Here is a 23765-nt window from a genome sequence, read left to right as displayed (position 1 = left end):
TTGCAGGAAGAAAAATCAGACGCTTTTCACCCATTCTGAAGCATATTTCAGGGCACTTTCAAGTTTATCAGGGTCTTTTCCGCCGGCCTGAGCCATATCAGGGCGCCCTCCGCCGCTTCCGCCGCACCGAGCCGCGACTTCTTTGATCAGTTTGCCGGAATGATAGCCTTTCTTAACTAGATCGCCTGTTACACCAGCTGCAAGACTGACTTTCCCGTCATGTGCAGCACCAAGAATAACAACCGCTGATCCAAGTTTTTGCTTCAGCTCATCCACCATAGAACGCAGACTGTTCATGTCTTTTGCACTTACTTTACTTGCAAGAAGAGTAACTCCGTCAATTTCAGCAGCCTGGCTCAGCAAGCTTCCAGCTTCTACGTTACCCAGTTTAGCTGTCAATGATTCATTTTCCCTCTGAAGAGAACGAACTTCCAGAAGCAGCGCGTCAACCCGGTTTGCAGCATCTTTCGGACTTGATTTAAGTTTTCCTGCAACGTCTGAAAGGATAGACAGCTGATCTTTGACAAGCTGATACGCACCTTGTCCAGTTACAGCTTCAATTCTTCGTGTGCCTGCGCCAATTCCTAATTCAGCCACAATTTTAAACATCCCGATGGACGCTGTATTGTCAACATGGCAGCCGCCGCACAGCTCAAGGCTGTAATCGCCGACTTGAACGACCCGCACTATATCTCCGTATTTCTCTCCGAACAGAGCCATCGCACCCATTTCTTTTGCTTCAGCGATCGGCTTAAGCTCAATATTTACTCCGATGCTTTTCCAGATCTGTTCGTTGACGATCTGTTCAATTTGCTCAAGTTCCTCAGGCTGCACCTGTCCGAAATGAGAGAAGTCAAAGCGGAGTCTTTCACCTGTTACAAGGGAGCCCGCCTGATTGACATGTCCTCCAAGGACATCTTTAAGAGCCTGATGCAAAAGATGTGTCGCTGTATGATTTTTAATAATGGCACTGCGTGTTTTTTCATCAACAGAAGCTGTTACCTCGTCATTTGTTTTCACTGTTCCGCTTACAACAATGGCCGTATGAAGGTTCTGGCCGTTTGGCGCTTTTTGGACATGCTTGACCTGAAGCTTCACAGCATCACTTTCAATTGTGCCCTCATCTGCAATCTGTCCGCCGCTCTCTGCATAGAATGGCGTTTCATTCAGAATCAGCTGCACTTCGTCTCCTTCATGCGCTTCATTGATGATCTCTCCGTTTTTCAAAAGAACGGAAACGGCAGCTTTTGCTGTAAGGCTGCTGTAGCCGACAAACGTGCTGTCCGCTTTGATTTCGCCGAGCACTCCGCCCTGAACCTGCATCGAATCAACATCCTGCCTTGCAGCACGTGCGCGCTCCCGCTGGCCTTCCATCTCTCTTTTAAAGCCTTCATGATCGATTTCCATCTGCTCTTCCTGTGCATATTCCTCTGTTAATTCAACAGGGAAACCGTACGTATCGTATAGACGGAATACATCCGCTCCAGGAATAACTGAGCTGCTTTTCGCTTTTTGGACTTTGACCACTTCCGATAAAATAGCCAGGCCGTCATTCAGTGTTTCATGGAAACGTTCTTCTTCGTTTTTAATCACCTTTTGGATAAATTCCGTTTTAGTCTGCACTTCCGGATAAAAATCAACCATAATTTCTCCCACAACCGGAACGAGATCATACATGAACGGACGGTTGATGGAAAGCTTTTTGGCATACCTTACAGCACGGCGGAGAAGACGTCTCAGTACATAGCCGCGGCCTTCATTAGAAGGAAGTGCTCCGTCACCGACTGCGAATGTCACTGTTCGGATATGATCGGCAATCACTTTAAAGGCCTCATCTTTTTCAGCATCCACGCGGTATTTTTCGCCTGATGCGTTTTCTGTTGCGCTGATGATCGGCATGAACAGATCTGTATCGAAGTTAGTCGGCACATCCTGAATGACCGAAACCATCCGCTCAAGGCCCATACCCGTATCGATGTTTTTCTTCGGAAGCGGAGTATACGTGCCGTCGGAATTATGGTTAAACTCAGAGAACACAAGGTTCCACACTTCAAGATAGCGTTCATTTTCGCCGCCCGGATATAGCTCAGGGTCCTGCGGGTCATTTCCGTATGACTCTCCACGGTCGTAGAAAATCTCTGTATTCGGTCCGCTTGGACCTTCTCCGATATCCCAGAAGTTGCCCTCCAGACGGATAATCCGTTCTTCCGGAACACCGATTTTATCTTTCCAGATCAGGAACGCTTCATCATCTTCCGGATGAATGGTAACCGAAAGCTTCTCAGGGTCAAAACCGATCCAGTTCTTGTCCGTCAGAAATTCCCATGCCCATTCAATCGCCTCTACTTTAAAGTAGTCGCCGATGGAAAAGTTGCCCAGCATTTCAAAAAACGTATGATGGCGCGCCGTTTTTCCGACGTTTTCAATGTCATTTGTGCGGATTGATTTCTGCGCGTTGCAAATTCTTGGATTTGCAGGGATCACCCGTCCGTCAAAGTATTTTTTCAATGTAGCAACCCCGCTGTTGATCCATAAGAGCGACGGATCTTCATGCGGCACGAGAGATGCACTTGGTTCCACTGCATGTCCTTTTTCTTTAAAGAAGTCCAAGAACATTTGGCGTACTTGTGCTGAGGTTAATGTTTTCATACTTTATTCCTCCTTATGTAAGATGCAAATAAAAAACTCCCGCCTCTGTGAAAATCGCGCTTGATTTTCACAGGGACGAGAGATTGCTCGCGGTACCACCCTGATTATAGACATACTAGTCCATCACTTCATTAAAACCGTAACGTGGTTTCACCGGCAGGTTTTGCCCGCACTCCGGAATAGCCTTCTGTTCCCCTTCATCTCAGGGCTCTCTCAGCGTACAAGCCCCTCTCTTGTCAGATGGTCTGAAACATACTCGTTCCTTCATCGTTTTCCTATTTGCGCTTTATACGCTGAATTATAGTTTAACGCCAACCCATTGTCAATGCTGTCTTCTCAGCTGCATGAGATGCATGAGTGTGACTTTCAGCACCGCAAGCACAGGAACAGCCAAAATCAGTCCAATGATACCGGCTATTTCACCACCCGCAAGCAAAGCAAGCATAATCACAATCGGATGCATATGAAGGCTTCTACCGACGATCAGCGGACCGAGAATGTTCCCTTCAATAAACTGAAGCGTGAAAATAATGGCAGCAACAATCAAGACCGTATTTAGTGACATGGATGCTGCAATGATGACAGCCGGAATCGCTCCGATGACAGGCCCGAAATACGGGATAACGTTCGTAACCCCAATCAGAATTCCGATAACGAGCGGATACTTAATATCAAAAAACCAAAGAGAAACAAACGCAAGAAGTCCAATAATCACACAGACGAGCAGCTGACCTCTTATATAGCTGCCAAGCGACTGATCGACATCTCTGACAAAAACGGAAGCCTCCGCTCTCCATCTTTTAGGAGTCAAATACCAGGCTGCTTTTTTCAATTGCTCATAATCCTTCAGCATATAAAAAACCAGAAATGGAATCAGCGCGAGAACCAGAATGTAATCAACAGCCTTGCCCAGACTGCTCAGAATTTTATCAATCCAGTATGAAAACCATGCTTCAACATTCTGAAAACCCTCTTCAATTCTTGTATGAATTTCATTAGGGAACCGGTCCGTCTGGGTGTGAACCATCTCAAGCCAGCCCTGGTATTTTTGCTCAAGCACAGGAAAACTGGCCGATAATTCCTTCAGCTGAATAATCATCACCGGAATGCCTTTATAGAGGCCGTACCCGACCCCGCCAAAGAAAAGGGTGTAGATAATCAGGATCGAAAGTGTCCGGGGCACACCTGTAGAGTGGAGCTTTTCAATTACCGGATGGAGCAAATATGTAATAAAGCCTGCAATTAAAAAAGGGATCAGGATGGCCTTTATCATCATGTACAAAGGATCCCACAGTACTCTCAGCTTCATAAAGAGAAAAACAGAAAGCAGGGTCAGAAGGAATATTGCGATTCTCAGCAGCCATTTGACATATCGTTCTCTCAAGTTGCATCCCCTCCTCGTCTTTAGTTTGGTGATGGAGGGGGGAATTATTCATGGGCTGGGAAGAATGACGCGAACTCATTATCCTCTCTTTACTAATTGCAGGCTGTTTTTATGATGAATATAAATCTCAAACTGTACCTGTACCCGTTCCCTTTCGCTCCAGTCACTTGCTTTCCGCGGGGAGCGCCTGGAGCCTTCCGCTTCAGTTCACTGGTGTTTTACGAGAGTTAAGATAGAGGAAAACTCTTTAAAGAAGTTGTTCTAGCTGCACTATTTTCTGATCTTCGTTTTACCTGTTGTCCTATACTATTGAAGCTTGTATTTATAGGGATGCATTTTCCCTTTTTGGTACCCCATATTCCCGCTGATCATTTTTATAGGGATGCATGCCCTTTATTCAAATAAAAAAGCAGCCAGGTAACCTGACTGCTTTTCATCATGCGCGCATCAGAATAGTTTCTTAATGCGTTTTTTCATTTTTTTCATGTCCCGCTTAGAAACGGAAACACGTCCAAGTAAATCTGTAAGCATTGAGGTCATTCGCCGGTTCATACTCATTTCCCCCTTGCTGCTGCGTTTACATGCTGATTGTTCGGTCATCATCTGAGAAAAGATCATCAAGAGAACTTAACGAACCGTCCTCTTCCACCTGGTGGGTGAAAATCTGTCCTTTAGATACAGACAGCTCTATGAAGCATCCCCAGCAGTAATACTGGTTTACGCCGATTTTCCCTATATCTTTGCTTTTGCAATTCGGGCATTTCAACAATTTGGTGCACCTCGCTAATGAATAAAATCCATGACGATTGCATCTTTGCTGATCGTTAAAGTCCCTGGAGGATCAAGTTTCTTCTTTCCCTCCATCATGTCTGCAAAGAATCCGTCCGTCAGTTCATATGCTACAATGGTGCCCAAATGTTCAGAAAAATATACATCTGCGAGAAGACCAAGCTTCTCGCCCTCTGCAGAAAAAACCTCTTTGTATTGGATTCGGCGGCGTGATGTTAGGAAATAAGCTTCTCTGAATTCAGACAGCGATTTCAGCGTGCTTCTTCCTTTCATCATAATTCCGTCCTTGCCGATGGTGCAAATCGATTCACTCGGTACGATGCGCCCTTTCTTAAAAAAGCCTTTTTCATGCAGCAAAAGTCCGGTGAAACGGCCGTTTTTATCAAGGCATGCATCACATACATACCCCGCTATATAACCGTCTTCCAGATCGACTACAGGAAGGCCTCTGAGCTCTGTGAATGTCCGCAGGAGAAACTCCCCCTTTCCGAACACTCTTAGATTCTGCTGTCTTCCATAAAGTCATACGGGGTAATGCCTTCCATTCCGATCATGGCATCTGCCGAACCGAAAGGAAGCACTGACTCCAGCTGCTTTTCTTCCTCCTGCTTTTGGGAAAGCTTCATTTTTAAAGACGTCTGCCTGCTCAGATGATCGCGGTTTTCAATTCCCCGGAGAAGCGCATCCTGCTCGCCGCAAAGGATTAGAAACTGCTTGCTCCGGGTGATGGCCGTATAAATTAGGTTCCGCCTGAGCATCCGGTAATAGCTCTTGACAACCGGCACAACCACAATGGGAAATTCGCTGCCCTGGGATTTATGGATGGAGCAGCAGAACGCATGCGTAAACTGAGTAAAGTCTGATTTTGTATAAGTCACTTCATTGCCGTCAAAGGAAATGACGATCATATCTTCTTTTTCCGTGTTTTCCTTTGCATAAAAGATGGAGACAATCTCCCCGATATCGCCGTTGTACACATTGCTTTCAGGCTGATTGACAAGCTGTAGGACTTTATCGCCCGACCGGTACACCGTTTCTCCAAACTTCATTTCGCGCTTGCCGGAGGATTTTGGATTGAACAGTTCCTGCAGCATCACGTTCAGCTGGTCTATGCCTGCAGGCCCTCTGTACATAGGAGCAAGAACCTGCACATCGCGTGCGGTATACCCTTTCTTAATAGCATTGGCGATCACTTTTTCCACCACTTCCTTTACCTGCGTGCCGCTGCACCTGATAAAGGAACGGTCTTTCGTCGGGGAGGCAAGGTTTTCTGGCAGCCTCCCTTTTTTGATATCATGGGCAAGCTCAATAATGGATGATCCCTCTGCCTGTCTGTAAATATCCGTCAGGCGCAAGACTGGAACGGCATCTGACTCAAGAAGATCCCGCAAAACCTGGCCGGGTCCAACAGAAGGCAGCTGATCTTCATCACCTACCATAATCACCTGAATCTGTTCAGGCAGGGCTTTAAAAAGCTGATGGGCAATCCAGGTATCCACCATGGACATTTCATCTACAATCAGAAGCTTGGCCCCAATCGGGTTGTCCTCGCCGTGGTCAAAGCCTTCTGCCCCGTTCCATTTAAGCAGCCTGTGAATCGTGACGGCAGGAAGTCCCGTCGCTTCTGTCATCCGCTTTGCAGCACGTCCGGTAGGCGCCACCAGTGAAATGGGAAAAGGCTCTTCTTTTTTATAGTCCTTTGGGTCAAGAGAACACCCGTGCAGATCGGCATACAGCTCGACAATCCCTTTAATTACGGTCGTTTTTCCTGTTCCCGGTCCTCCTGTAAGAAGAAGCATCGGCGACATCAGAGCTGTCTGAATCGCCTCTTTCTGACTGGAAGCATACTGAACGTTCATCCGTTCCTCGAGGTTTCCAAGTGACAGGAGAAACTCTGACTCGGGAAAAAGGCTGTCATACTCCGTTTGCAGAAGAACCCGCTGAATGCTCTTCACAAGCCCCTGCTCCGCAAAATAGAGCGAAGGCAAGTACGTTCTGTCCTCTTCGATGATGATGCCTCTGTCTTCTGCAAGCTTAATAATCTGTTCTGAAATATCCGTTTCAATCACTCTCATGTCACTGGACTGATTCAGGAGATCCATTGCTTTTACAATAAGCTGTTCAGTTGAAACATATGTATGGCCTTCTTGAAGGCAAAGGTGTTCGATCGTGTAAAAGCAGGCTGCTTTGATTCGCTCGGGATGATTTCCCCCAAGCCCCATGCGGCCCCCAAGTTCATCTGCCCGCACAAAACCGATGCCTTCTATATCCTTTACGAGCTGAAACGGGTTTTCCTGAATGACCTGTACCGTTCTGTCCTGATAGGCCTGATAAATTTTCATGGACAGCTGCGGGCCGAATCCGAGCTGATTCAGGATAATCATGGCCTGTTCAAGTCCCTGATGCTCCTTCAGCTGATCGAGCAGCAGCTTCGCCTTGTCGTTCCCGAGTTTCGGGACCTTATCAAGAAGGGACGGATCCTCCATCATTTTTGAAATGGCCCCTTCCCCAAGCTCGTCCACAATGGCCTCGGCCGTCTTTCTGCCGATGCCTTTAAAAAGATCACTTGAGAGATACTGGATGACCCCGTCTCTCGTTTTAGGTATCTCTTTTCTATAGTGCTCTGCCTGAAACTGCTGGCCGAATTTTGGATGCTGCGTGACCATCCCAAAGAAGGTGTACGTTTCATCTTCATGCAGAAGCGGAAAATAGCCTGTCACGGTCATCTCTTTTTGATCAATGTTTTCACTTGTTTCAAGAACCTCCGTCTTCAGGACGGTGTAATGATTTTGCTCATTCTGAAAAATAACCGTGATGATTTTTCCTTTTAGAAACCGTTCCTGTTCCTGAAACAGATCCGCCTGTTGCTGCACAAGATCTCCTCCCCGCTACATCTCTTGCAATAATTGTTTCAGATTGGCAGCCATCGCGTGACCGGGCTGAATCTCAAGCGCGCGCTCAAGCATTTGGAGCGCTTTTTCAGGTTTTTCCTTAAATGCATATCCAACGCCTAGATTGTAAAAAGCATCAGCATGTTGGGGGTCCTTCTCAGCCACAATGCCAAATTGCTTAATTGCTTCATCGAGCGCATCCTGCTGGGCAAGACAAAGAGCATACTGAAAACGTGCTTCTGTATCTTCTTCATTTAATTCTGCCGCTCTCTGCAAATAAGGAAGCGCCGGCAGAGGCTGTTCCGTCACCACATAGCTCATTCCCAGCATGAAGTAGACATCTGAGTTGTCCATTCCTTTTTGTATCGCTTTTACGAACATGTTTTTCGCCTGCTCATAGCGTTCCTGATCGTAATAAACACTTCCTGCTCCGTAATAAGCCGTAGTTGCCTCTTCATCAAGCCCAATGGCTTTTTCAAAAAACGAAATCGCTTTTTCAGGTTCTCCCACTGCTGCAAGCAGGTTTCCGAAATTCACATAACAAACAGCATCATTTGGATTTTCTTCTATGGCTTCCGAAAAAAATCCTGCCGCCTTTTCAAAGTCGCCTTTTTGCATCGCTTCAATGCCCATTTTGTTTTTATCGCTCATCTTTGGCACTTCCTTTCCCTTTAAAAGAAAAACCTCAACCGTTGCTGTTGAGGTTTTCATAAGTCTGCGTTATCCGACATACCAGATTTTATCATCTTTTTTAAACACTTCGTCAATGGTTCCGCCGCCAAGACACTCGTCTCCGTTATAAAAAACGACCGCCTGTCCAGGTGTAATGGCTCTTACCGGCTTATCGAAGATAACCTGTGCTGTTTCAGCATCCGTCATTTTAACCTGAACGGCATGATCTTCCTGACGGTATCTGAATTTAGCCGTGCATGTAACCGTGCCCTCAGGCATCTTTCCTGACACCCAGCTGATGCTTGTGGCAGTCAGAGAATCAGAATAAAGCAGATCATTGTCAAAGCCCTGATCAACGTAAAGAACATTTTTTTCGAGGTCTTTGCCGATGACAAACCACGGATCTCCGCTTCCGCCAATTCCAAGGCCGTGGCGCTGGCCGATTGTATAATACATCAGCCCGTCATGCTTGCCTTTTACCTCTCCTGAAAGAGTCTGCATCAGGCCTGGCTGTGCAGGAAGATATCCGCTCAGGAATTCCTTGAAGTTCCGTTCGCCGATAAAGCAGATTCCTGTGCTGTCTTTTTTGGAAGCTGTCGCAAGGCCCGCTTCTTTTGCAATCTCGCGGACTTTTGATTTTGGAATATTTCCGATCGGGAACATTACTTTGGAGAGCTGATCCTGCGTGAGCTGATTGAGGAAATACGTTTGATCTTTGTTTGCATCCGCGCCTCTCAGCATTTTATATTCGCCGTCCCGGAATTCAACCTGCGCGTAGTGTCCTGTTGCAAGATAATCTGCTCCAAGAGAAATCGCATGCTCAAGGAACGCCTTGAATTTGATTTCCTTGTTGCACATGACATCGGGATTTGGCGTTCTTCCCGCTTTGTATTCATCCAGGAAATAGGTAAATACCTTGTCCCAATATTGCTTTTCAAAGTTGACGGCATAATACGGAATTCCGATCTGATTGCAGACCTGAATGACATCATCATAGTCTTCAGTTGCCGTGCAGACGCCGTTTTCATCCGTATCATCCCAGTTTTTCATAAAGATGCCGATCACATCGTATCCCTGCTGTTTTAAAAGCAGTGCCGCAACGGAGGAATCGACTCCGCCTGACATCCCGACAACGACACGTGTGTCTTTAGGTGATTTTTGCATCTTTTCCACCTCCATAGTTCCTTCTAAGCTGTAAGCCGCTTTACAATGCGGGCTGTTTCGCGGGCTGTTTTTTCAATCTGTTCAAGTGTATTACCGTAACCGAAGCTGAACCGGATGGATGCTTTTGTCCGCTCGTGATTGCCGTACATTGCTGTCAGCACATGAGAGGGTTCAATGGAACCTGCTGTGCAGGCAGAGCCGCTGGAAACGGCGATACCCGCAAGATCCATGTTTACAAGCATTGCCTCTACATTTGTTCCCGGGAAATAAAGGTTCAGCACATGAGGAAGACTGCTTTCAAGAGTTCCGTTCACTTCAAACGAAACCTCTTCTTCCTTCAGTACTTCCATTAATTTCAGTTTAAATTCTCTATATTGAGCAGCTTTCTCCTCTTTCGTTTTCAGAGCAAGCTCAGCTGCCGCCTTTAATCCATAAATGCCTGGAACATTTTCTGTTCCGGCGCGTCTTTTCAGTTCCTGTTCACCGCCGTATGACTGCTGTTTAAGGGATATTCCTTCCCTCAGGTACAGGAATCCCGTGCCTTTCGGGCCGTTGATTTTGTGGCCGGAAGCAGAGAGCATATCAATTCCGTACTCTTTGACATTGATGTCAAGAAGACCGTAAGCCTGAACGGCATCCGTGTGAAAAAGAGCAGGATGGTTCTTTAAGACCGCTCCAATCTCCTGGACCGGCTGAACCGATCCTGTCTCATTGTTTCCGTACATGATCGTCACAAGGATCGTTTCGGGCTTCAGTGCATTTTTCAAATCCTCGATGGATATGCTGCCGCCTGTGTCAACAGGGAGATAGGTAACCTCAAACCCCTGTTTTTCCAGGTGCTTGCATGTATTTAAAACGGCATGGTGCTCAGCCTGAGTCGTAATAATGTGGTTCCCTTTATGCCGGTTAGCTGATGCAGTCCCGAGGATCGCCATATTATCGGCTTCCGTGCCGCCGCTTGTGAAAATAATTTCTTTCGGTCTGGCATGAAGACTTGCGGCAATAGCAGTTCTCGCCTCATCAAGCAGCCTTCTGCTTTCACGCCCGAACCCGTGGATGCTTGAAGGATTTCCAAATACGTTCTGCATATACGGAACCATCTGCTCAATCACAGCGGGATGCATGGGAGAGGTTGCAGCATGGTCCAAATAAATTCTATCCACAGTAAACCCACCTTTTAAATATAAAACATGTAAGATTCCTGCTCATCATCCGTATAATTTGCAAGATCTTCAAGTGTTGTGCTGTCCAGTACATCTTTGACAGCATCTCGTATCCTAACCCACAGATGACGCTTGGCAGGTTCTTCATCTTCCAGAACTTCAACGGGGCTTATAGGCCCTTCAAGCACACGGATAATATCCCCTGACGTAATAGCTGCCGGTTCATTGCCGAGCACATATCCCCCGTAGGCTCCGCGGATGCTTTTAACCAGTCCCGCATTGCGCAGAGGTGCAATCAGCTGCTCAAGATAGTGTTCAGACAGATCATGGGTCTGGGCAATGCTCTTTAATGATGTCGGCCCTTCGCCGTGTTTTTTCGCAAGCTCAATCATAATAGTAAGACCGTAGCGGCCTTTTGTTGAAATCTTCATTCTTCCACCCCTATTTATCTAACTGACTTGTTGAACCCTTTGTCTTTTTTCTGCTGTTCTCAAAAGCAGGGCATCGGTTGCCTTCTGGCAATATGGCAGAGTAAAGCCGATAATGTAGCCGATTGACAGCGTACAGACGATTGTGCCGAAAAAGACAGGGCCCCCAAGTGACCAGCCTATAAGCAAAACAATCACTTCAATGCTGCTTCTGATCCTTGATACCTTCATTCCCGTTTTTTCAACAAGGGCAAGCATGAGTGTATCACGCGGCCCCGCCCCGCAGCCTGCTGATATATATAACCCGATGCCATACCCCATGACCAGAATGCCAAGAAGCAGCATTCCGATTTTCCCGGCATAGCCGGGAGGCGTCTGCAAAAACGGAATCATCATATATAAATCGATAAAAAGGCCAACTGTAAGCATATTTACAAACGCACCGGCCTGCGGCATCTTCTTTGTAAAAATGGATGACAGGAGAAGAATGCCTCCTCCTACAATAATTGCCCAAGATCCGATCGTTAAACCAAGCTGATAATACAATCCTATATGAAGAACATCCCACGGCGATGTGCCGAGGTCTGCTTTAATGGTCAGCACAATGCCGAAAGCCATGATGAGGAGTCCGGTAAAATAAATACTCCATCTCACTCTCAGCTCAGCAAGTGATTTCCCTGGACGCATACGTTCCAACGCCGCCTTTCAGTCAACACCGTTTTCATTAAAATGAACCTAAGCCATTATAGCATATTTCCTATTACCCGAGCATTCAAATTGACTTATTAAGCATTTGGGAAGACAAATTGGTATACTGGAGTGAAAGAGCTTGAACCACCCGGGAGTGATGGAAATGAAACCACTGGCATTCAGAATGAGGCCGGAATCAATTGATGAAATCATCGGACAGGAGCACCTGGTCGGCAAAGGCAAAATGATCGAGCGGATGGTTAAAGCACGGCACCTGAGCTCCATGATTTTGTATGGCCCGCCAGGTATCGGCAAAACGTCCATAGCAACAGCCATAGCAGGAAGCACCAATACAGCTTTCAGAAAACTGAATGCTGTTGTAAATAATAAAAAAGACATGGAAATCGTTGCAGAAGAAGCCAAAATGTCGGGGAAAGTCATTTTGATTCTTGACGAGGTACACCGCCTAGACAAAGCCAAACAGGATTTTCTCCTCCCTTATCTTGAGGACGGAAAAATCATTTTAATTGGAGCAACAACGAGTAACCCTTATCACGCCATTAATCCTGCAATCAGAAGCAGATGCCAGATCTTTGAGCTGAAGCCGCTTGAAGCGGACGACATTAAAAAAGCCCTGATCAGAGCCCTGTCGGACGACAAAAAGGGGCTTGCCAAGTACAGGGCAGAAGTGGCAGACGACGCGCTCGATCATTTCGCCTCAAGCTGTGCAGGCGATGTTAGGTCGGCATTAAATGCCCTTGAACTTGCCGTCATTTCATCTGAACCGGATGATGAGGGCATCATCCGCATTGATCTGAAAACCGCTGAGGAGTGCCTTCAGAAAAAGAGCTTTGTGCATGACAAGGATGGAGATGCCCACTACGACGTGCTCTCTGCTTTTCAAAAATCAATCAGAGGGTCTGATGTGAATGCAGCTCTTCATTATCTCGGAAGACTGATTGAAGCCGGCGACCTGATCAGCATTAACCGAAGACTGCTTGTCATCGCCTATGAAGATATCGGCCTTGCAAGCCCTCAGGCAGGAGCAAGAACACTTGCAGCCATTGAAGCAACAGAGCGCCTGGGACTTCCGGAAGCAAGAATTCCGCTCGCAAACGCAGTGATCGAACTGTGCCTTTCGCCAAAATCAAACTCGGCCTACAAAGCACTCGATGCAGCCCTTGCCGATATCCGTTCAGGCAAAAGCGGAGAAGTGCCTGATCACTTAAAAGATGCCCATTACAAAGGTGCAGGCAAACTGGGCCGGGGCATCGACTACAAATATCCGCATGACTATGAAAACGGGTGGGTCAAACAGCAGTACCTCCCCGACTCGTTAAAAAAGAAAAACTATTACGAGCCGAAGCAGACAGGAAAATTCGAAGTGGCACTCGCCCATATATACGAAAAGCTGATGAGGAACTAATGCAGGATAAAAATAAGCAGGCAGGAAAACGTCCGTTTTCCTGCCTGCTTTCTTTTTGACTATTAACCGTTTACCCGTGTAATTTTAATATCTTTCAGAAGATCCATGATAACGTGACCGCCCATGATCAGCCCTGCAACGGAAGGTACCCATGCATTGGATGAAGGCGGCATTTTAGCCTTGCGGATTTGCGCAGCGTCATTTCCAACCTTTACCCGGACATCTTCGCGGATCACAATCGGACTTTCATCAGAAAACACCACTTTAATCCCTTTTCGGATGCCTTCTTTGCGGAGACGGGTGCGGATGACCTTCGCAATCGGGTCTGTGTGGGTTTTTGAAATGTCTTCAATCTTAAATCTCGTCGGATCGGTTTTATTGGCGGCGCCCATGCTTGAGATGATCGGAATCTCTCTTCTCAGGCACTCTTTCATCAGATGGATCTTATACGAAATCGTATCAGAAGCATCAATCACATAATCAAGCCCGTGGCTGAAAAACTCTTCATATGTTTCTTCCGTATAGAACATCTTCAGTGCGATGACGTCACAATCGGGATTGATTTCTTTAATTCTGTCTCTCATCAGATCCGCTTTTGGCTTCCCTACAGTCGACACAAGCGCATGGATCTGGCGGTTTACATTCGTGATATCCACATCATCTTTATCAACAAGCACAATACGTCCCACTCCAGAACGCGCAAGAGCCTCTGCCGAAAACGATCCGACTCCGCCGATTCCAAGAACAGCAACCGTGCTGTTTTTTAAAATTTCAATACCTTCTTTTCCAATCGCAAGTTCATTGCGTGAAAATTGATTCAGCAATCCTCTCAACTCCATTTATAGAATCCATGTCAGTATTTTTCCTGAAAATGAATATATCATACTTTCGGTGAAAAACAAGAGGGAATTCTTGATTGTGCATTGGAGGGCAGCGGCTGGTACATGGATATTTGTGTTAGGTACCGTTCCAGTTTCATGGTGCCATCAATGCACAGTTCCCCAATTTTTGATGACACTATCATGTTTTTCAGTACCACCAAAACGATCTTTTCCTTCCTTGGTGGTAATTATCTCGTTTTTGAGTGCCACCAAATCGTTCTTCCCTTTCCTTGATGGCACTTATCTCGTTTTTCAGTACCACCAAATCGTTCTTCCCCTTCCTTGATGGCACTTATCTCGTTTTTGCGTACCACCAAATCACTCTTTTCCTTCCTTGATGGCACTTATCTCGTTTATCAGTTCCACCAAATCGTTCTTCCCTTTCCTTGATGGCACTTATCTCGTTTTTCAGTACCACCAAATCGCTCTTTTCCTTCCTTGGTGGCACTTATCTCGTTTTTCAGTTCCACCAAATCACTCTTTTCCTTCCTTGATAGCACTTATCTCATTTTTCAGTTCCACCAAATCGCTCGTTCCCTTCCTTGATAGCACTTATCTCATTTTTCAGTACCATCAAATCGCTCGTTCCCTTCCTTGATAGCACTTATCTCGCTTATCAGTTCCACCAAATCGTTCTTCTTCTTCCTTGGTGGCACTTATCTCGCTTTTCAGTTCCACCAAATCACTCTTTTCCTTCCTTGATGGCACTTATCTCGTTTTTCAGTTCCACCAAAACGATTTTCTCCTTTCTTGATGGCACTTATCTCATTTCCAGTTCTACCAAATCACTCTTCAGTGCCCTCAAATCCCTCACAAAAAAATAAAAAGCCCCCACAAGCAAATGCTCATGAAGGCTGTACGTTCTATTCGGCAGAAGTCCCAATTGTGCCGTCGCGGCTATCTTGGTTTTGAACCCGCTCACAGCAGGTGGGTGTCCTGTTCCACGGGTGATAAGTCCTCTGATCGAATGATGAGGCATTTACACCGCAATGGAAACTTGAACTCCCGGATCAAGTAATGTTGGATCAAAACTAAGTGTACGACGTACACATCAGGACTTCTTTTTATCTTGTAAAAAGATTACCACATTGGAACGGTCTTTTCAAGCAATTCCAAGTAGGCATTATTCACCCTTTTTAAGCTTAAGGGCAAGGTTAAGGTCGTTCAGCTGGGCTGTGCTGACCTCGCTTGGCGCATGTGTGAGAAGGTCGCTTGCGCTCGCTGTTTTAGGGAATGCAATCGTGTCGCGAAGGTTCGTTCTGCCTGCAAGCAGCATGACGAGACGATCAAGACCAAGAGCGATTCCGCCGTGCGGAGGCGTTCCGTATTCAAACGCTTCAAGCAGGAATCCGAATTGCTCCGTTGCTTCCTCTTCTGAGAAGCCGAGCATTTTGAACATTTTCTGCTGAACATCTCTTTCAAAAATACGGATGCTTCCTCCGCCAAGCTCATAGCCGTTAAGTACGAGGTCATACGCCTGCGCTTTCATAGCTGCCGGATTGGTTTCAAACAGCTCCAGATCCTCGCGTGCAGGCATTGTGAACGGATGATGGGCTGCGAAATAGCGCTGTGCTTCTTCGTCGTATTCAAGCAGCGGCCAGTCAATGACCCAGAGGAAGTTGAATTTGCTCTCATCAATCAAGCCAAGCTCTCTTCCAAGTTTGAGGCGGAGGGCGCCAAGGGCATCTGCCACAACTGATTTCTTGTCGGCAACAAACAGCAGCAGATCTCCTGCTTCAGCTTCGGTTACCGTTCTAAGGGCAGCCTGCTCTTCTTCAGCGAAGAATTTTGAAATCGGGCCTTTCAGCTCCTGTTCTTCTGCTTTCAGCCATGCAAGTCCTTTTGCTCCGTACTGGGAAACGAACTCTGTTAAAGCATCAATGTCTTTGCGGGAATAAGAAGCGGCCGCGCCTTTTACATTGATGACTTTCACTTCTCCGCCGTTTCCGACAGCGCCGCTGAACACTTTAAAGCCGCTGTCTTTTACAAGTTCAGAAACATTTACGAGTTCAAGGCCGAAGCGAGTATCCGGTTTATCCGAACCATAGCGGCCCATCGCTTCGTCATACGTCATCCGCGGAAGCGGAAGGGCAAGCTCCACACCTTTTGTTTCTTTCATGATGCGGGACATCATTTTTTCCATCAGTCCCATAATTTCTTCCTGGCTCATAAATGACATTTCAATATCCACCTGAGTGAATTCAGGCTGGCGGTCTGCACGCAGGTCTTCATCGCGGAAGCAGCGGGCAATCTGATAATAACGGTCGAAGCCTGAAACCATCAACAGCTGTTTGAAAATCTGCGGTGACTGTGGAAGAGCGTAAAACTCTCCTTCATGTACACGGCTCGGAACAAGATAGTCGCGCGCTCCTTCAGGCGTGCTTTTAGTCAGAATCGGTGTTTCAACGTCAAGGAATCCGTTCTCGTCCAGAAAATTGCGGATTGATTTGGACACATTGTGGCGCATTTTAAACGTATCAAGTAGTGCAGGTCTTCTAAGGTCCAGATAGCGGTATTTCAACCGCACATCCTCTGAAACCTCTTCAGACTTATCTTCAATCAGGAAAGGCGGGTTTTTTGCTGCATTGATGATTTCAGCTTTCTCTACCATGATTTCAATTTTGCCTGTAGCAAGGTTTGGATTAACCGTTCCTTCAGAACGCGCTGCGACTGTTCCTTCGATGTCGAGGACGTATTCGCTGCGGGCTTTTTCTGCAATTTTCAGCGCTTCCTCTGAAACTTCAGGATTCACGACAATCTGCACGATGCCCGTTCTGTCTCTCAGATCAATAAAGATCAGCCCGCCAAGGTCGCGTCGTTTTTGCACCCAGCCTTTAAGTGTTACTTTTTCTCCGATTGCTGCTTCTGTTACTTCGCCGCAATAATATGTTCGTCCAAACATCATTTCTCTCTCCTTTTGACTATCCTTTTATATACGCTGCAAGGTCCTGCAGGGAAATTTCTTTCTGTTCGCCTGATTCCATGTTTTTAACAGAAATCATGTTCTTTTCAAGCTCATCTTCGCCAAGCACAGCAACGTATCTTGCATTAAAACGGTCTGCCGCTTTAAATTGAGCCTTCATTTTTTTATCATCATAATCCTTTTCAGCTGTCAGCCCTGCTTTGCGCAGCTCATATACAAGGGATACAGAGCGGTCTTTCGGCTTGTCCCCGAGCGTCACGACAAAGCAGTCGATCGACTGGTCTACAGGCAGTTCCACGCCTTCTGCATCAAGAGCTGCGAGCAGGCGTTCAATACTTAGAGCAAAGCCGATGCCGGGCGTTTCCGGTCCGCCGATTTCCTGGACGAGGCCGTTGTATCTTCCGCCGCCGCAAAGGGTCGTAATGGCGCCGAACCCTTCTGCATCGCTCATGATTTCAAACGCAGTGTGATTATAATAATCAAGACCGCGCACAAGATTCGGATCAACTGTAAAATCGATTCCAAGGTCTGTTAAGTATGCCTGAACCTTTTCAAAATAAGCGCGGGACTCATCGTTCAGATAATCCATAATCGATGGAGCAGTTTTCATCAATTCATGATCACGGTCTGTTTTGCAGTCAAGAATGCGAAGCGGATTTTGCGTCAGTCTTTTTTGGCAGTCTGAGCAGAACTCCCCGATTCTAGGCTCGAAGTGCGCAATTAATGCTTCCTTGTGAGCTTTTCTGCTGTCTGCATCTCCAAGGCTGTTGATGATCAGCTTCAGTTTCTTCAGTCCAACAGCGCGGTAAAGCTCCATTGCAAGGGAAATGACTTCTGCATCCATAGCTGGATTGCTGCTTCCGAGAGCTTCCACCCCGAATTGCACAAACTGGCGGAAACGGCCGGTCTGAGGACGTTCGTATCTGAACATCGGTCCAATATAATAAAGCTTTGTCGGCTGTGCAGGCTGTGCGTACAGCTTTTTCTCAACGAATGCGCGGACTGTTGAAGCCGTTCCTTCAGGACGAAGCGTAATGTTTCTTCCCTTGCGGTCCTGGAACGTGTACATTTCCTTTTGAACGATGTCCGTTGATTCGCCTACTCCCCTCTGGAACAGCTCAGTGTGTTCAAAAACGGGTGTGCGGATTTCCTTGTATTGATACAATTTGCATATTTCACGTGCTGTATTTTCAATATACTGCCAGCGTTCAACTTCTCCAGGCAGAATATCCTGCGTGCCTCTCGGTATTTGAAATGCCATGTTAGATTCCTCCGATTTTTTCAAAAAATAAAAAAACTCCCGCCCCTACATAAAAATGTAGGGACGAGAGTTTGTATCCCGTGGTGCCACCCTAGTTGAAGCAAAAAAGACTGCTCCCGCTCAAAGACAGTTAACGCCTGTCACGTTCTCCTCCTACTAAAAACAAGATCGTTCAGAGGGAAACCTAGAGAGTGTTCTCTTCATCAAGTCATCATGGGAAAGCTTACAGCCAAGGCTTTCCTTCTCTGGTCATGTGTCATCCTGATTACTCTTCTCCGTCATCGGTTCTGATTATGTAATTCCAGTTAAGATTTATATACTATCATACGAATGTTCCGTAACTTGTGTCAAGAGCGATTTACCCGTTTTTTCAATTTCTTTGCTTCTTTTGCGTTTAGACCGTACTCTCCAGCGAGTTCATACAGGTTAGAATGCTGATCCTTCGTCAGTTCCCGTGAATTCACTCCGAAAATATCATGATTATTGTAATGCGACCCTTCGCTTTTTTCACTGTGCCTCATTTTTTTCTCCTTTACAGCAACTGTCTTTTCTCTAGTCTTTCCTGTTTAGCGAAAAAATATATCAAATGTCACAAGGGATATCCGATATAATAAAAGAATCTTTAAAGGGTTAAGAACAAAAGCGCAAGCGCCTTGGTCAGATCCGATAGGCAGATAAGAATCTGTCAGAAAAGTCCGGGTTTGACTTTTTTGACAGATTTGTTCTGACAGAGGATCTAGGCGCTGGAGCTGGACGAGGATAACTTTGTTATATTATCCACAACCTTTCACTCTTTATAATTTGCTTAATGATCAAAAAAAGGAGGACCGGTCATTGTTTCGAAAAATTCTATATCCCGTCATTTGTGCACTGCTGCTTTTCAGCCAGCTGCAAATGATGCCGGGAACTGCGTCAGCTGAGCCGCAAAAAGCTGTAATCGCAGCGGACGGCCTTAACATCCGAAGCGGTCCGGGTTTAAGCTATCCGGTCATCGCAAGTGTAAAAAAAGGGGCTGTCTACAGCATTACGGATGAGAGCAAAGGCTGGTATGAACTGCAATTATCAGGCGGAAACAAAGGATGGGTTGCCTCGTGGCTTGTTACCCTTCAGAATAAATCCGCACCTTCAAAAGAAAGCAATTCAGACGGCACGGTCATGTCGAATGCCGAGGATCTCAGAATCAGAAGCGGCCCGGGAACAAGCTTTCAAGTGACCGGCACCTTCGACAAAGGAAAAAAAGCATCATTCGTGCAGCAAAACGCCAATTGGGTAGAAATTTCCTTTAATGGTCAGCGCGGATGGGTTTCAAGCCAGTTTGTCACCATCAGCAAGAAAACACAAACAGCTTCCCCGTCTTCATCCGGTACGAAAACAGGGAAGGTAAAAGCCACCTCACTTAACGTGCGGAATAAGCCATCCACCTCGGCATCAACCATTGGGAGCCTGAAGAAAAATGCATCTGTTGCGATTTCAGGAACCGATGGCAAGTGGTTAGAAATTCGTTATAATGGCCAAAGAGGATGGGTACATAGCGATTTCATTTCAACTGAAACAGAAAAACAGACAGAAAAAACCGGACAGACAGGAAAAGTTACGGCAAGCTCCCTCAATGTCAGAAGCAGCGGCAGCCTGAACGGAAAAGTGATTGGCTCTGTTGCAAAAGACACTCAGGTTACCATTCTTGAATCAGCAAACAGCTGGCTTCATATTCAATATTCAGGCAGTAAAAAAGGATGGGTTTCAAGTTCATATGTTTCCCTCTCATCAAAGGGAAAAACAGAAGAGAACAAAAGCGGCACATCAAAAGTCAGCATTCTGCAAAACGGCACGAATATCCGCAAAGGCCCGTCCACAAATGAAAAGATTGTAAGACGGGCCAATGCAGGCGAGCAATTTTCTGTTGTCAGTAAAGTTGGTGACTGGTATAAGATCCAGCTTTCCGGCAGCACAACAGGATATGTAGCAGGCTGGGTTGTGTCTTCATCAGGCAGCTCCGTATCAAGGCCCGGCGGAGATGTGACGTCTTATTTGAAAAACAAAACGGTCGTTCTTGACCCTGGTCACGGCGGACGCGATGGCGGGGCCATCGGAACGAGGGGTACCCTTGAGAAAGATTTGACCATGTCTACTGCAAAACTTGTGTACGACAAACTGAAAGCATCAGGTGCCGATGTTCATCTGACACGCAGCAGCGACAGCTACATCAGCCTCAGCTCTCGGGTCAGCACCGCTCACTACCGGGATGCAGATGCATTTATCAGCCTTCACTTTGACAGCATCGAAAACCGGAGCGTACACGGAATGACAACTTATTATTACAGCTCATCAAAAGACAAGCCTCTTGCCTCTCCCGTTCATGATGAACTGCTGAAGCAGGCTAGGCTTAAAGACCGCGGCACCAAATTCGGAGACTATCACGTCATCCGTGAAAACAGACAGCCGGCAGTCCTGCTTGAACTTGGCTATGTGAGCAACAGCGCTGAAGAACTCACCGTCAGCTCAGGCTCCTACCAGGAACGGGTTGCACAGGGCATCTATTACGGATTGGCCCAGTACTTCAAATAACAGCAAAACACCATCCAGGAAGCCTGGGTGGTGTTTTGGCTTTTATGAGCATAAAAAAAAGCCGGGTTCTCCCCGGCATTCAGCTTTTTGATTCTAATATCAGCGTAACCGGACCGACGTTTGTAAATGTCACGTCCATCATGGCGCCAAACTCTCCGGTTTGAACGCTGATGCCCTTCTCACGCAGCTTCTGGTTGAAATAATCATAGAGCGGCTGTGCGTGATCGGGTTTTGCTGCAGCCATAAAGTTCGGCCTTCTCCCTTTTCTGCAGTCACCGTAAAGCGTAAACTGAGAAATCGACAGGACCTCGCCGCCAACGTCCAGTAGGGAAAGATTCATCTTATCATCTTCATCTTCAAACACTCTGAGATTGGCCACTTTTTCTGCAAGGTAATCTGCATCCTGCTCATCATCATCATGCGTGACGCCGACCAGAAGCATGAACCCCTGTCCAATTTTTCCGACTGTGTCATTTTTGACTTTCACTTCTGCATCCTTAGCGCGCTGTAAAACAATTTTCAAACCGAACGAACCCTTTCTAGTTCATGATTCTTCTTACAGAATAGATATCTGAGATCTGCTTGATTCTCTCAACCACTTTATGAAGGTGGCTGATATTGGAGATGGCAATCGCCATATTGATTGTCGCCACTTTGTTGCGGTCGGATTTCCCTGCAACAGATGAAATGTTCGTCTTCGTCTCGTTGACAGCCTGAAGCACCTCGTTCAATAGGCCTCTTCTGTCATACCCAAGAATTTCAATTTCCACGTTGTACTCTTTTCGTGCATCAAGCTGCGTTTCCCATTCGACCGGAATTAAACGGGCCTGTGCCTCGTCCGTGTGTACATTCGGACAATCATCTCTGTGAACGGAAACTCCCCGGCCCTTCGTGATAAAGCCGACAATTTCGTCACCCGGAACCGGATTGCAGCATTTGGATAGACGGATCAGAAGGTTGTCAATACCTTTGACTCTTACCCCGCTGTCCCGCTTTTTGGACGGATACGGACGCACCTCAGAAATGACCTCTGAGATATCTTTTTCCTGTTCCATATCCCGCTTTTTGCGGAGCTTTTCCGTCAGTCTGTTGGCAACCTGGGCTGCCGTAATGCCGTTGTACCCGACAGCAGCATACATATCTTCGTCATTTGAGAAATTGAATTTCTCAGAAACGCGCTTCAGATTCTCCGTTGTCAGGATGTCCTTCAGTTCAAAGTCGAGATTTTTAATCTCTTTTTCAACCATTTCTTTTCCCTTTTCAACGTTTTCCTCGCGGCGCTGCTTTTTGAAAAACTGGCGGATTTTGTTTTTAGCCTGTGACGTCTGGGCAAGCTTGAGCCAGTCCTGGCTTGGACCATAAGAATGCTTGGACGTCATAATTTCAATAATATCGCCTGTTTTGAGTTTATAATCAAGGGTCACAATCTTTCCGTTCACTTTTGCCCCGATTGTTTTATTGCCTATTTCTGAGTGAATGCGGTAGGCAAAATCGATCGGCACTGAGCCTGAAGGCATTTCAATGACGTCGCCTTTTGGCGTGAAAATGAACACCATGTCAGAGAACAAATCGATTTTAAGAGACTCCATAAACTCTTCGGCGTTTGTCGTATCATCCTGGAACTCCAGAATTTCACGGAACCAGGTCAGTTTCTGCTCAAGTGTTGACTGCTCTTCTGTCTCTTTGCCTTCTTTATACGCCCAGTGTGCAGCAATCCCGTATTCTGCAATCGTGTGCATATCCTTCGTGCGGATCTGCACTTCAAGCGGATCTCCTTTAGGACCGATGACGGTTGTATGAAGGGACTGGTACATATTCGCCTTCGGCATGGCAATATAATCTTTAAATCTCCCAGGCATAGGTTTCCAGCACGTATGAATAATGCCGAGTACGGCGTAGCAGTCTTTTATGCTGTTTACAATAATTCTGACGGCTAATAAGTCATAAATTTCATTAAACTGCTTATTCTGCAGGGCCATTTTCCGGTATATGCTGTAAATATGTTTTGGACGTCCTGAAAAATCCGCCTTAATGTTGACTTCCCCAACGCGGTTTTTCACTTCATCAATGACTTCGTCCAAGTAGGCCTCGCGCTCTGCACGCTTTTTCTTCATCAGATTGACAATTCTGTAGTACTGCTGCGGATTCAAGTAGCGGAGAGCCGTGTCTTCAAGCTCCCACTTAATTTTTGAAATCCCCAGACGATGAGCGAGCGGTGCAAAGATTTCCAGCGTTTCATTTGAGATCCTGCGCTGCTTTTCCTGCGGCAGATGCTTCAGTGTGCGCATGTTGTGGAGGCGGTCGGCGAGTTTAATCAAGATCACACGAATGTCCTGTGCCATTGCGACAAACATTTTACGATGATTTTCAGCCTGCTGTTCTTCGTGTGATTTATATTTAATTTTTCCGAGCTTTGTCACCCCATCCACGAGCATGGCGACTTCATCATTAAATGTTTGTTTCAAGTCATCAAGTGTTACATCTGTATCTTCTACGACATCATGTAAAAACCCACCCGCGATTGTTGACGGATCCATGTCCAGGTCAACCAGTATCCCTGCGACCTGTATTGGATGAATAATATATGGTTCACCCGATTTCCGGTATTGTTCACGATGCGCCTCTTCTGCATAATCATAGGCTTTCTGGATAAAGACGAGGTCTTCTCCGGTTAAATAGCGCTTCGCCTTTTCTATGACCTGCTCGGCAGTCAGTACTTGTTCATTAGCCATGGAATCACCTTTACAATGAGAACTTTATTGTACCTATTATCATGAAAAACACAGAAGATGTAAAGAGTTAGACCGTCTTTTCTGTGCCAAGCTTTCGGCCGGTACTTTGCCTGCAGTTAAATAAGAGAAAAAGCACCCATTCCCGAG

The 23765-nt window shown here is 46.4% G+C and carries 18 protein-coding genes, 1 other RNA gene and 2 other annotated features; of the genes, 2 read left to right on the top strand and 17 right to left on the bottom strand.

Annotated elements, in window-relative coordinates; translation table 11 throughout:
* Positions 1-15: 15 nt before the first annotated feature.
* From alaS to RKD52_RS06685, 10 genes are all read right to left on the bottom strand, one after another.
* On the bottom strand, positions 16-2649 hold the full coding sequence (alaS, locus tag RKD52_RS06730; RefSeq protein ID WP_454099135.1) for an alanine--tRNA ligase: 2634 nt from the start codon (positions 2647-2649) through the stop codon (positions 16-18).
* Between the two features lie 68 nt (positions 2650-2717).
* Positions 2718-2926, bottom strand: a binding site (T-box leader).
* Between the two features lie 45 nt (positions 2927-2971).
* On the bottom strand, positions 2972-4033 hold the full coding sequence (locus RKD52_RS06725) for an AI-2E family transporter (RefSeq protein ID WP_454099134.1): 1062 nt from the start codon (positions 4031-4033) through the stop codon (positions 2972-2974).
* Between the two features lie 577 nt (positions 4034-4610).
* Positions 4611-4802 carry a hypothetical protein gene (locus RKD52_RS06720; RefSeq protein WP_029279465.1) on the bottom strand — a complete coding sequence of 64 codons (192 nt, stop codon included), beginning with the start codon at positions 4800-4802 and terminating at the stop codon, positions 4611-4613.
* Between the two features lie 14 nt (positions 4803-4816).
* Positions 4817-5317, bottom strand: coding sequence for a PRC-barrel domain-containing protein (locus RKD52_RS06715; protein WP_081414170.1), 501 nt, complete (start codon positions 5315-5317; stop codon positions 4817-4819).
* A 2-nt stretch (positions 5318-5319) separates the two neighbouring features.
* On the bottom strand, positions 5320-7695 hold the full coding sequence (recD2, locus tag RKD52_RS06710) for an SF1B family DNA helicase RecD2 (RefSeq protein ID WP_454099133.1): 2376 nt from the start codon (positions 7693-7695) through the stop codon (positions 5320-5322).
* A 15-nt stretch (positions 7696-7710) separates the two neighbouring features.
* Positions 7711-8364 (bottom strand): tetratricopeptide repeat protein, encoded by a 654-nt coding sequence (locus RKD52_RS06705; RefSeq protein WP_369734778.1) that lies wholly within the window; start codon positions 8362-8364, stop codon positions 7711-7713.
* 69 nt (positions 8365-8433) lie between these two features.
* A complete protein-coding gene (mnmA, locus tag RKD52_RS06700; RefSeq protein ID WP_454099132.1) occupies positions 8434-9549 on the bottom strand; it encodes a tRNA 2-thiouridine(34) synthase MnmA in 1116 nt (371 codons plus the stop codon).
* Positions 9550-9572: 23 nt separating this feature from the next.
* Positions 9573-10712 (bottom strand): cysteine desulfurase family protein, encoded by a 1140-nt coding sequence (locus tag RKD52_RS06695; RefSeq protein ID WP_454099131.1) that lies wholly within the window; start codon positions 10710-10712, stop codon positions 9573-9575.
* A 14-nt stretch (positions 10713-10726) separates the two neighbouring features.
* Positions 10727-11143, bottom strand: a complete 417-nt coding sequence (gene cymR, locus RKD52_RS06690) for a cysteine metabolism transcriptional regulator CymR (protein WP_029279454.1) — start codon at positions 11141-11143, stop codon at positions 10727-10729.
* A gap of 18 nt (positions 11144-11161) precedes the next feature.
* A complete protein-coding gene (locus RKD52_RS06685; RefSeq protein ID WP_454099130.1) occupies positions 11162-11827 on the bottom strand; it encodes a YczE/YyaS/YitT family protein in 666 nt (221 codons plus the stop codon).
* 166 nt (positions 11828-11993) lie between these two features.
* Between RKD52_RS06685 and RKD52_RS06680 the strand changes: the two genes are divergently transcribed.
* Positions 11994-13256, top strand: coding sequence for a replication-associated recombination protein A (locus RKD52_RS06680; protein ID WP_454099129.1), 1263 nt, complete (start codon positions 11994-11996; stop codon positions 13254-13256).
* Between the two features lie 62 nt (positions 13257-13318).
* On the opposite strand, the gene RKD52_RS06675 is transcribed toward RKD52_RS06680, so the two are convergent.
* The 5 genes from RKD52_RS06675 to RKD52_RS06655 form a co-directional block, all read right to left on the bottom strand.
* On the bottom strand, positions 13319-14080 hold the full coding sequence (locus RKD52_RS06675; RefSeq protein ID WP_454099128.1) for a tRNA threonylcarbamoyladenosine dehydratase: 762 nt from the start codon (positions 14078-14080) through the stop codon (positions 13319-13321).
* 929 nt (positions 14081-15009) lie between these two features.
* Positions 15010-15198: non-coding RNA, 6S RNA (gene ssrS, locus RKD52_RS06670), on the bottom strand.
* A gap of 62 nt (positions 15199-15260) precedes the next feature.
* Complete coding sequence (aspS, locus tag RKD52_RS06665) at positions 15261-17039, bottom strand: aspartate--tRNA ligase (protein WP_454101154.1); 1779 nt, start codon at positions 17037-17039, stop codon at positions 15261-15263.
* Between the two features lie 19 nt (positions 17040-17058).
* Positions 17059-18321, bottom strand: a complete 1263-nt coding sequence (hisS, locus tag RKD52_RS06660; RefSeq protein ID WP_454099127.1) for a histidine--tRNA ligase — start codon at positions 18319-18321, stop codon at positions 17059-17061.
* Between the two features lie 56 nt (positions 18322-18377).
* Positions 18378-18612: a binding site (T-box leader), on the bottom strand.
* Between the two features lie 56 nt (positions 18613-18668).
* Positions 18669-18842, bottom strand: a complete 174-nt coding sequence (locus tag RKD52_RS06655) for a hypothetical protein (protein ID WP_454099126.1) — start codon at positions 18840-18842, stop codon at positions 18669-18671.
* Positions 18843-19155: 313 nt separating this feature from the next.
* Between RKD52_RS06655 and RKD52_RS06650 the strand changes: the two genes are divergently transcribed.
* Entirely contained in the window at positions 19156-20886 is a 1731-nt protein-coding gene (locus RKD52_RS06650; RefSeq protein WP_454099125.1) for an SH3 domain-containing protein, read from the top strand.
* A 79-nt stretch (positions 20887-20965) separates the two neighbouring features.
* On the opposite strand, the gene dtd is transcribed toward RKD52_RS06650, so the two are convergent.
* Together dtd and RKD52_RS06640 are read right to left on the bottom strand one after the other, a co-directional pair.
* The gene (gene dtd, locus RKD52_RS06645; RefSeq protein WP_454099124.1) at positions 20966-21409 is read right to left on the bottom strand and encodes a D-aminoacyl-tRNA deacylase; all 444 of its coding nucleotides are present in this window, start codon (positions 21407-21409) and stop codon (positions 20966-20968) included.
* Positions 21410-21425: 16 nt separating this feature from the next.
* Positions 21426-23618 carry a RelA/SpoT family protein gene (locus tag RKD52_RS06640; protein WP_369734764.1) on the bottom strand — a complete coding sequence of 731 codons (2193 nt, stop codon included), beginning with the start codon at positions 23616-23618 and terminating at the stop codon, positions 21426-21428.
* Positions 23619-23765 lie beyond the last annotated feature (147 nt).

The organism is Metabacillus sp. SLBN-84, from assembly GCF_053629595.1.
Note: the sequence above shows the minus strand (reverse complement) of the source record. Positions and strands in the feature narration are given on the sequence as shown.

What these genes read in the sequence shown, in the direction of transcription:
- RKD52_RS06655 (WP_454099126.1), bottom strand. Translation starts at nt 18,842, where the DNA reads ATGAGGCACAGTGAAAAAAGCGAAGGGTCGCATTACAATAATCATGAT.
- RKD52_RS06640 (WP_369734764.1), bottom strand. Translation starts at nt 23,618, where the DNA reads ATGGCTAATGAACAAGTACTGACTGCCGAGCAGGTCATAGAAAAGGCG.
- RKD52_RS06685 (WP_454099130.1), bottom strand. Translation starts at nt 11,827, where the DNA reads ATGCGTCCAGGGAAATCACTTGCTGAGCTGAGAGTGAGATGGAGTATT.
- aspS (WP_454101154.1), bottom strand. Translation starts at nt 17,039, where the DNA reads ATGTTTGGACGAACATATTATTGCGGCGAAGTAACAGAAGCAGCAATC.
- alaS (WP_454099135.1), bottom strand. Translation starts at nt 2,649, where the DNA reads ATGAAAACATTAACCTCAGCACAAGTACGCCAAATGTTCTTGGACTTC.
- RKD52_RS06705 (WP_369734778.1), bottom strand. Translation starts at nt 8,364, where the DNA reads ATGAGCGATAAAAACAAAATGGGCATTGAAGCGATGCAAAAAGGCGAC.
- cymR (WP_029279454.1), bottom strand. Translation starts at nt 11,143, where the DNA reads ATGAAGATTTCAACAAAAGGCCGCTACGGTCTTACTATTATGATTGAG.
- hisS (WP_454099127.1), bottom strand. Translation starts at nt 18,321, where the DNA reads ATGGCATTTCAAATACCGAGAGGCACGCAGGATATTCTGCCTGGAGAA.
- RKD52_RS06680 (WP_454099129.1), top strand. Translation starts at nt 11,994, where the DNA reads ATGAAACCACTGGCATTCAGAATGAGGCCGGAATCAATTGATGAAATC.
- mnmA (WP_454099132.1), bottom strand. Translation starts at nt 9,549, where the DNA reads ATGCAAAAATCACCTAAAGACACACGTGTCGTTGTCGGGATGTCAGGC.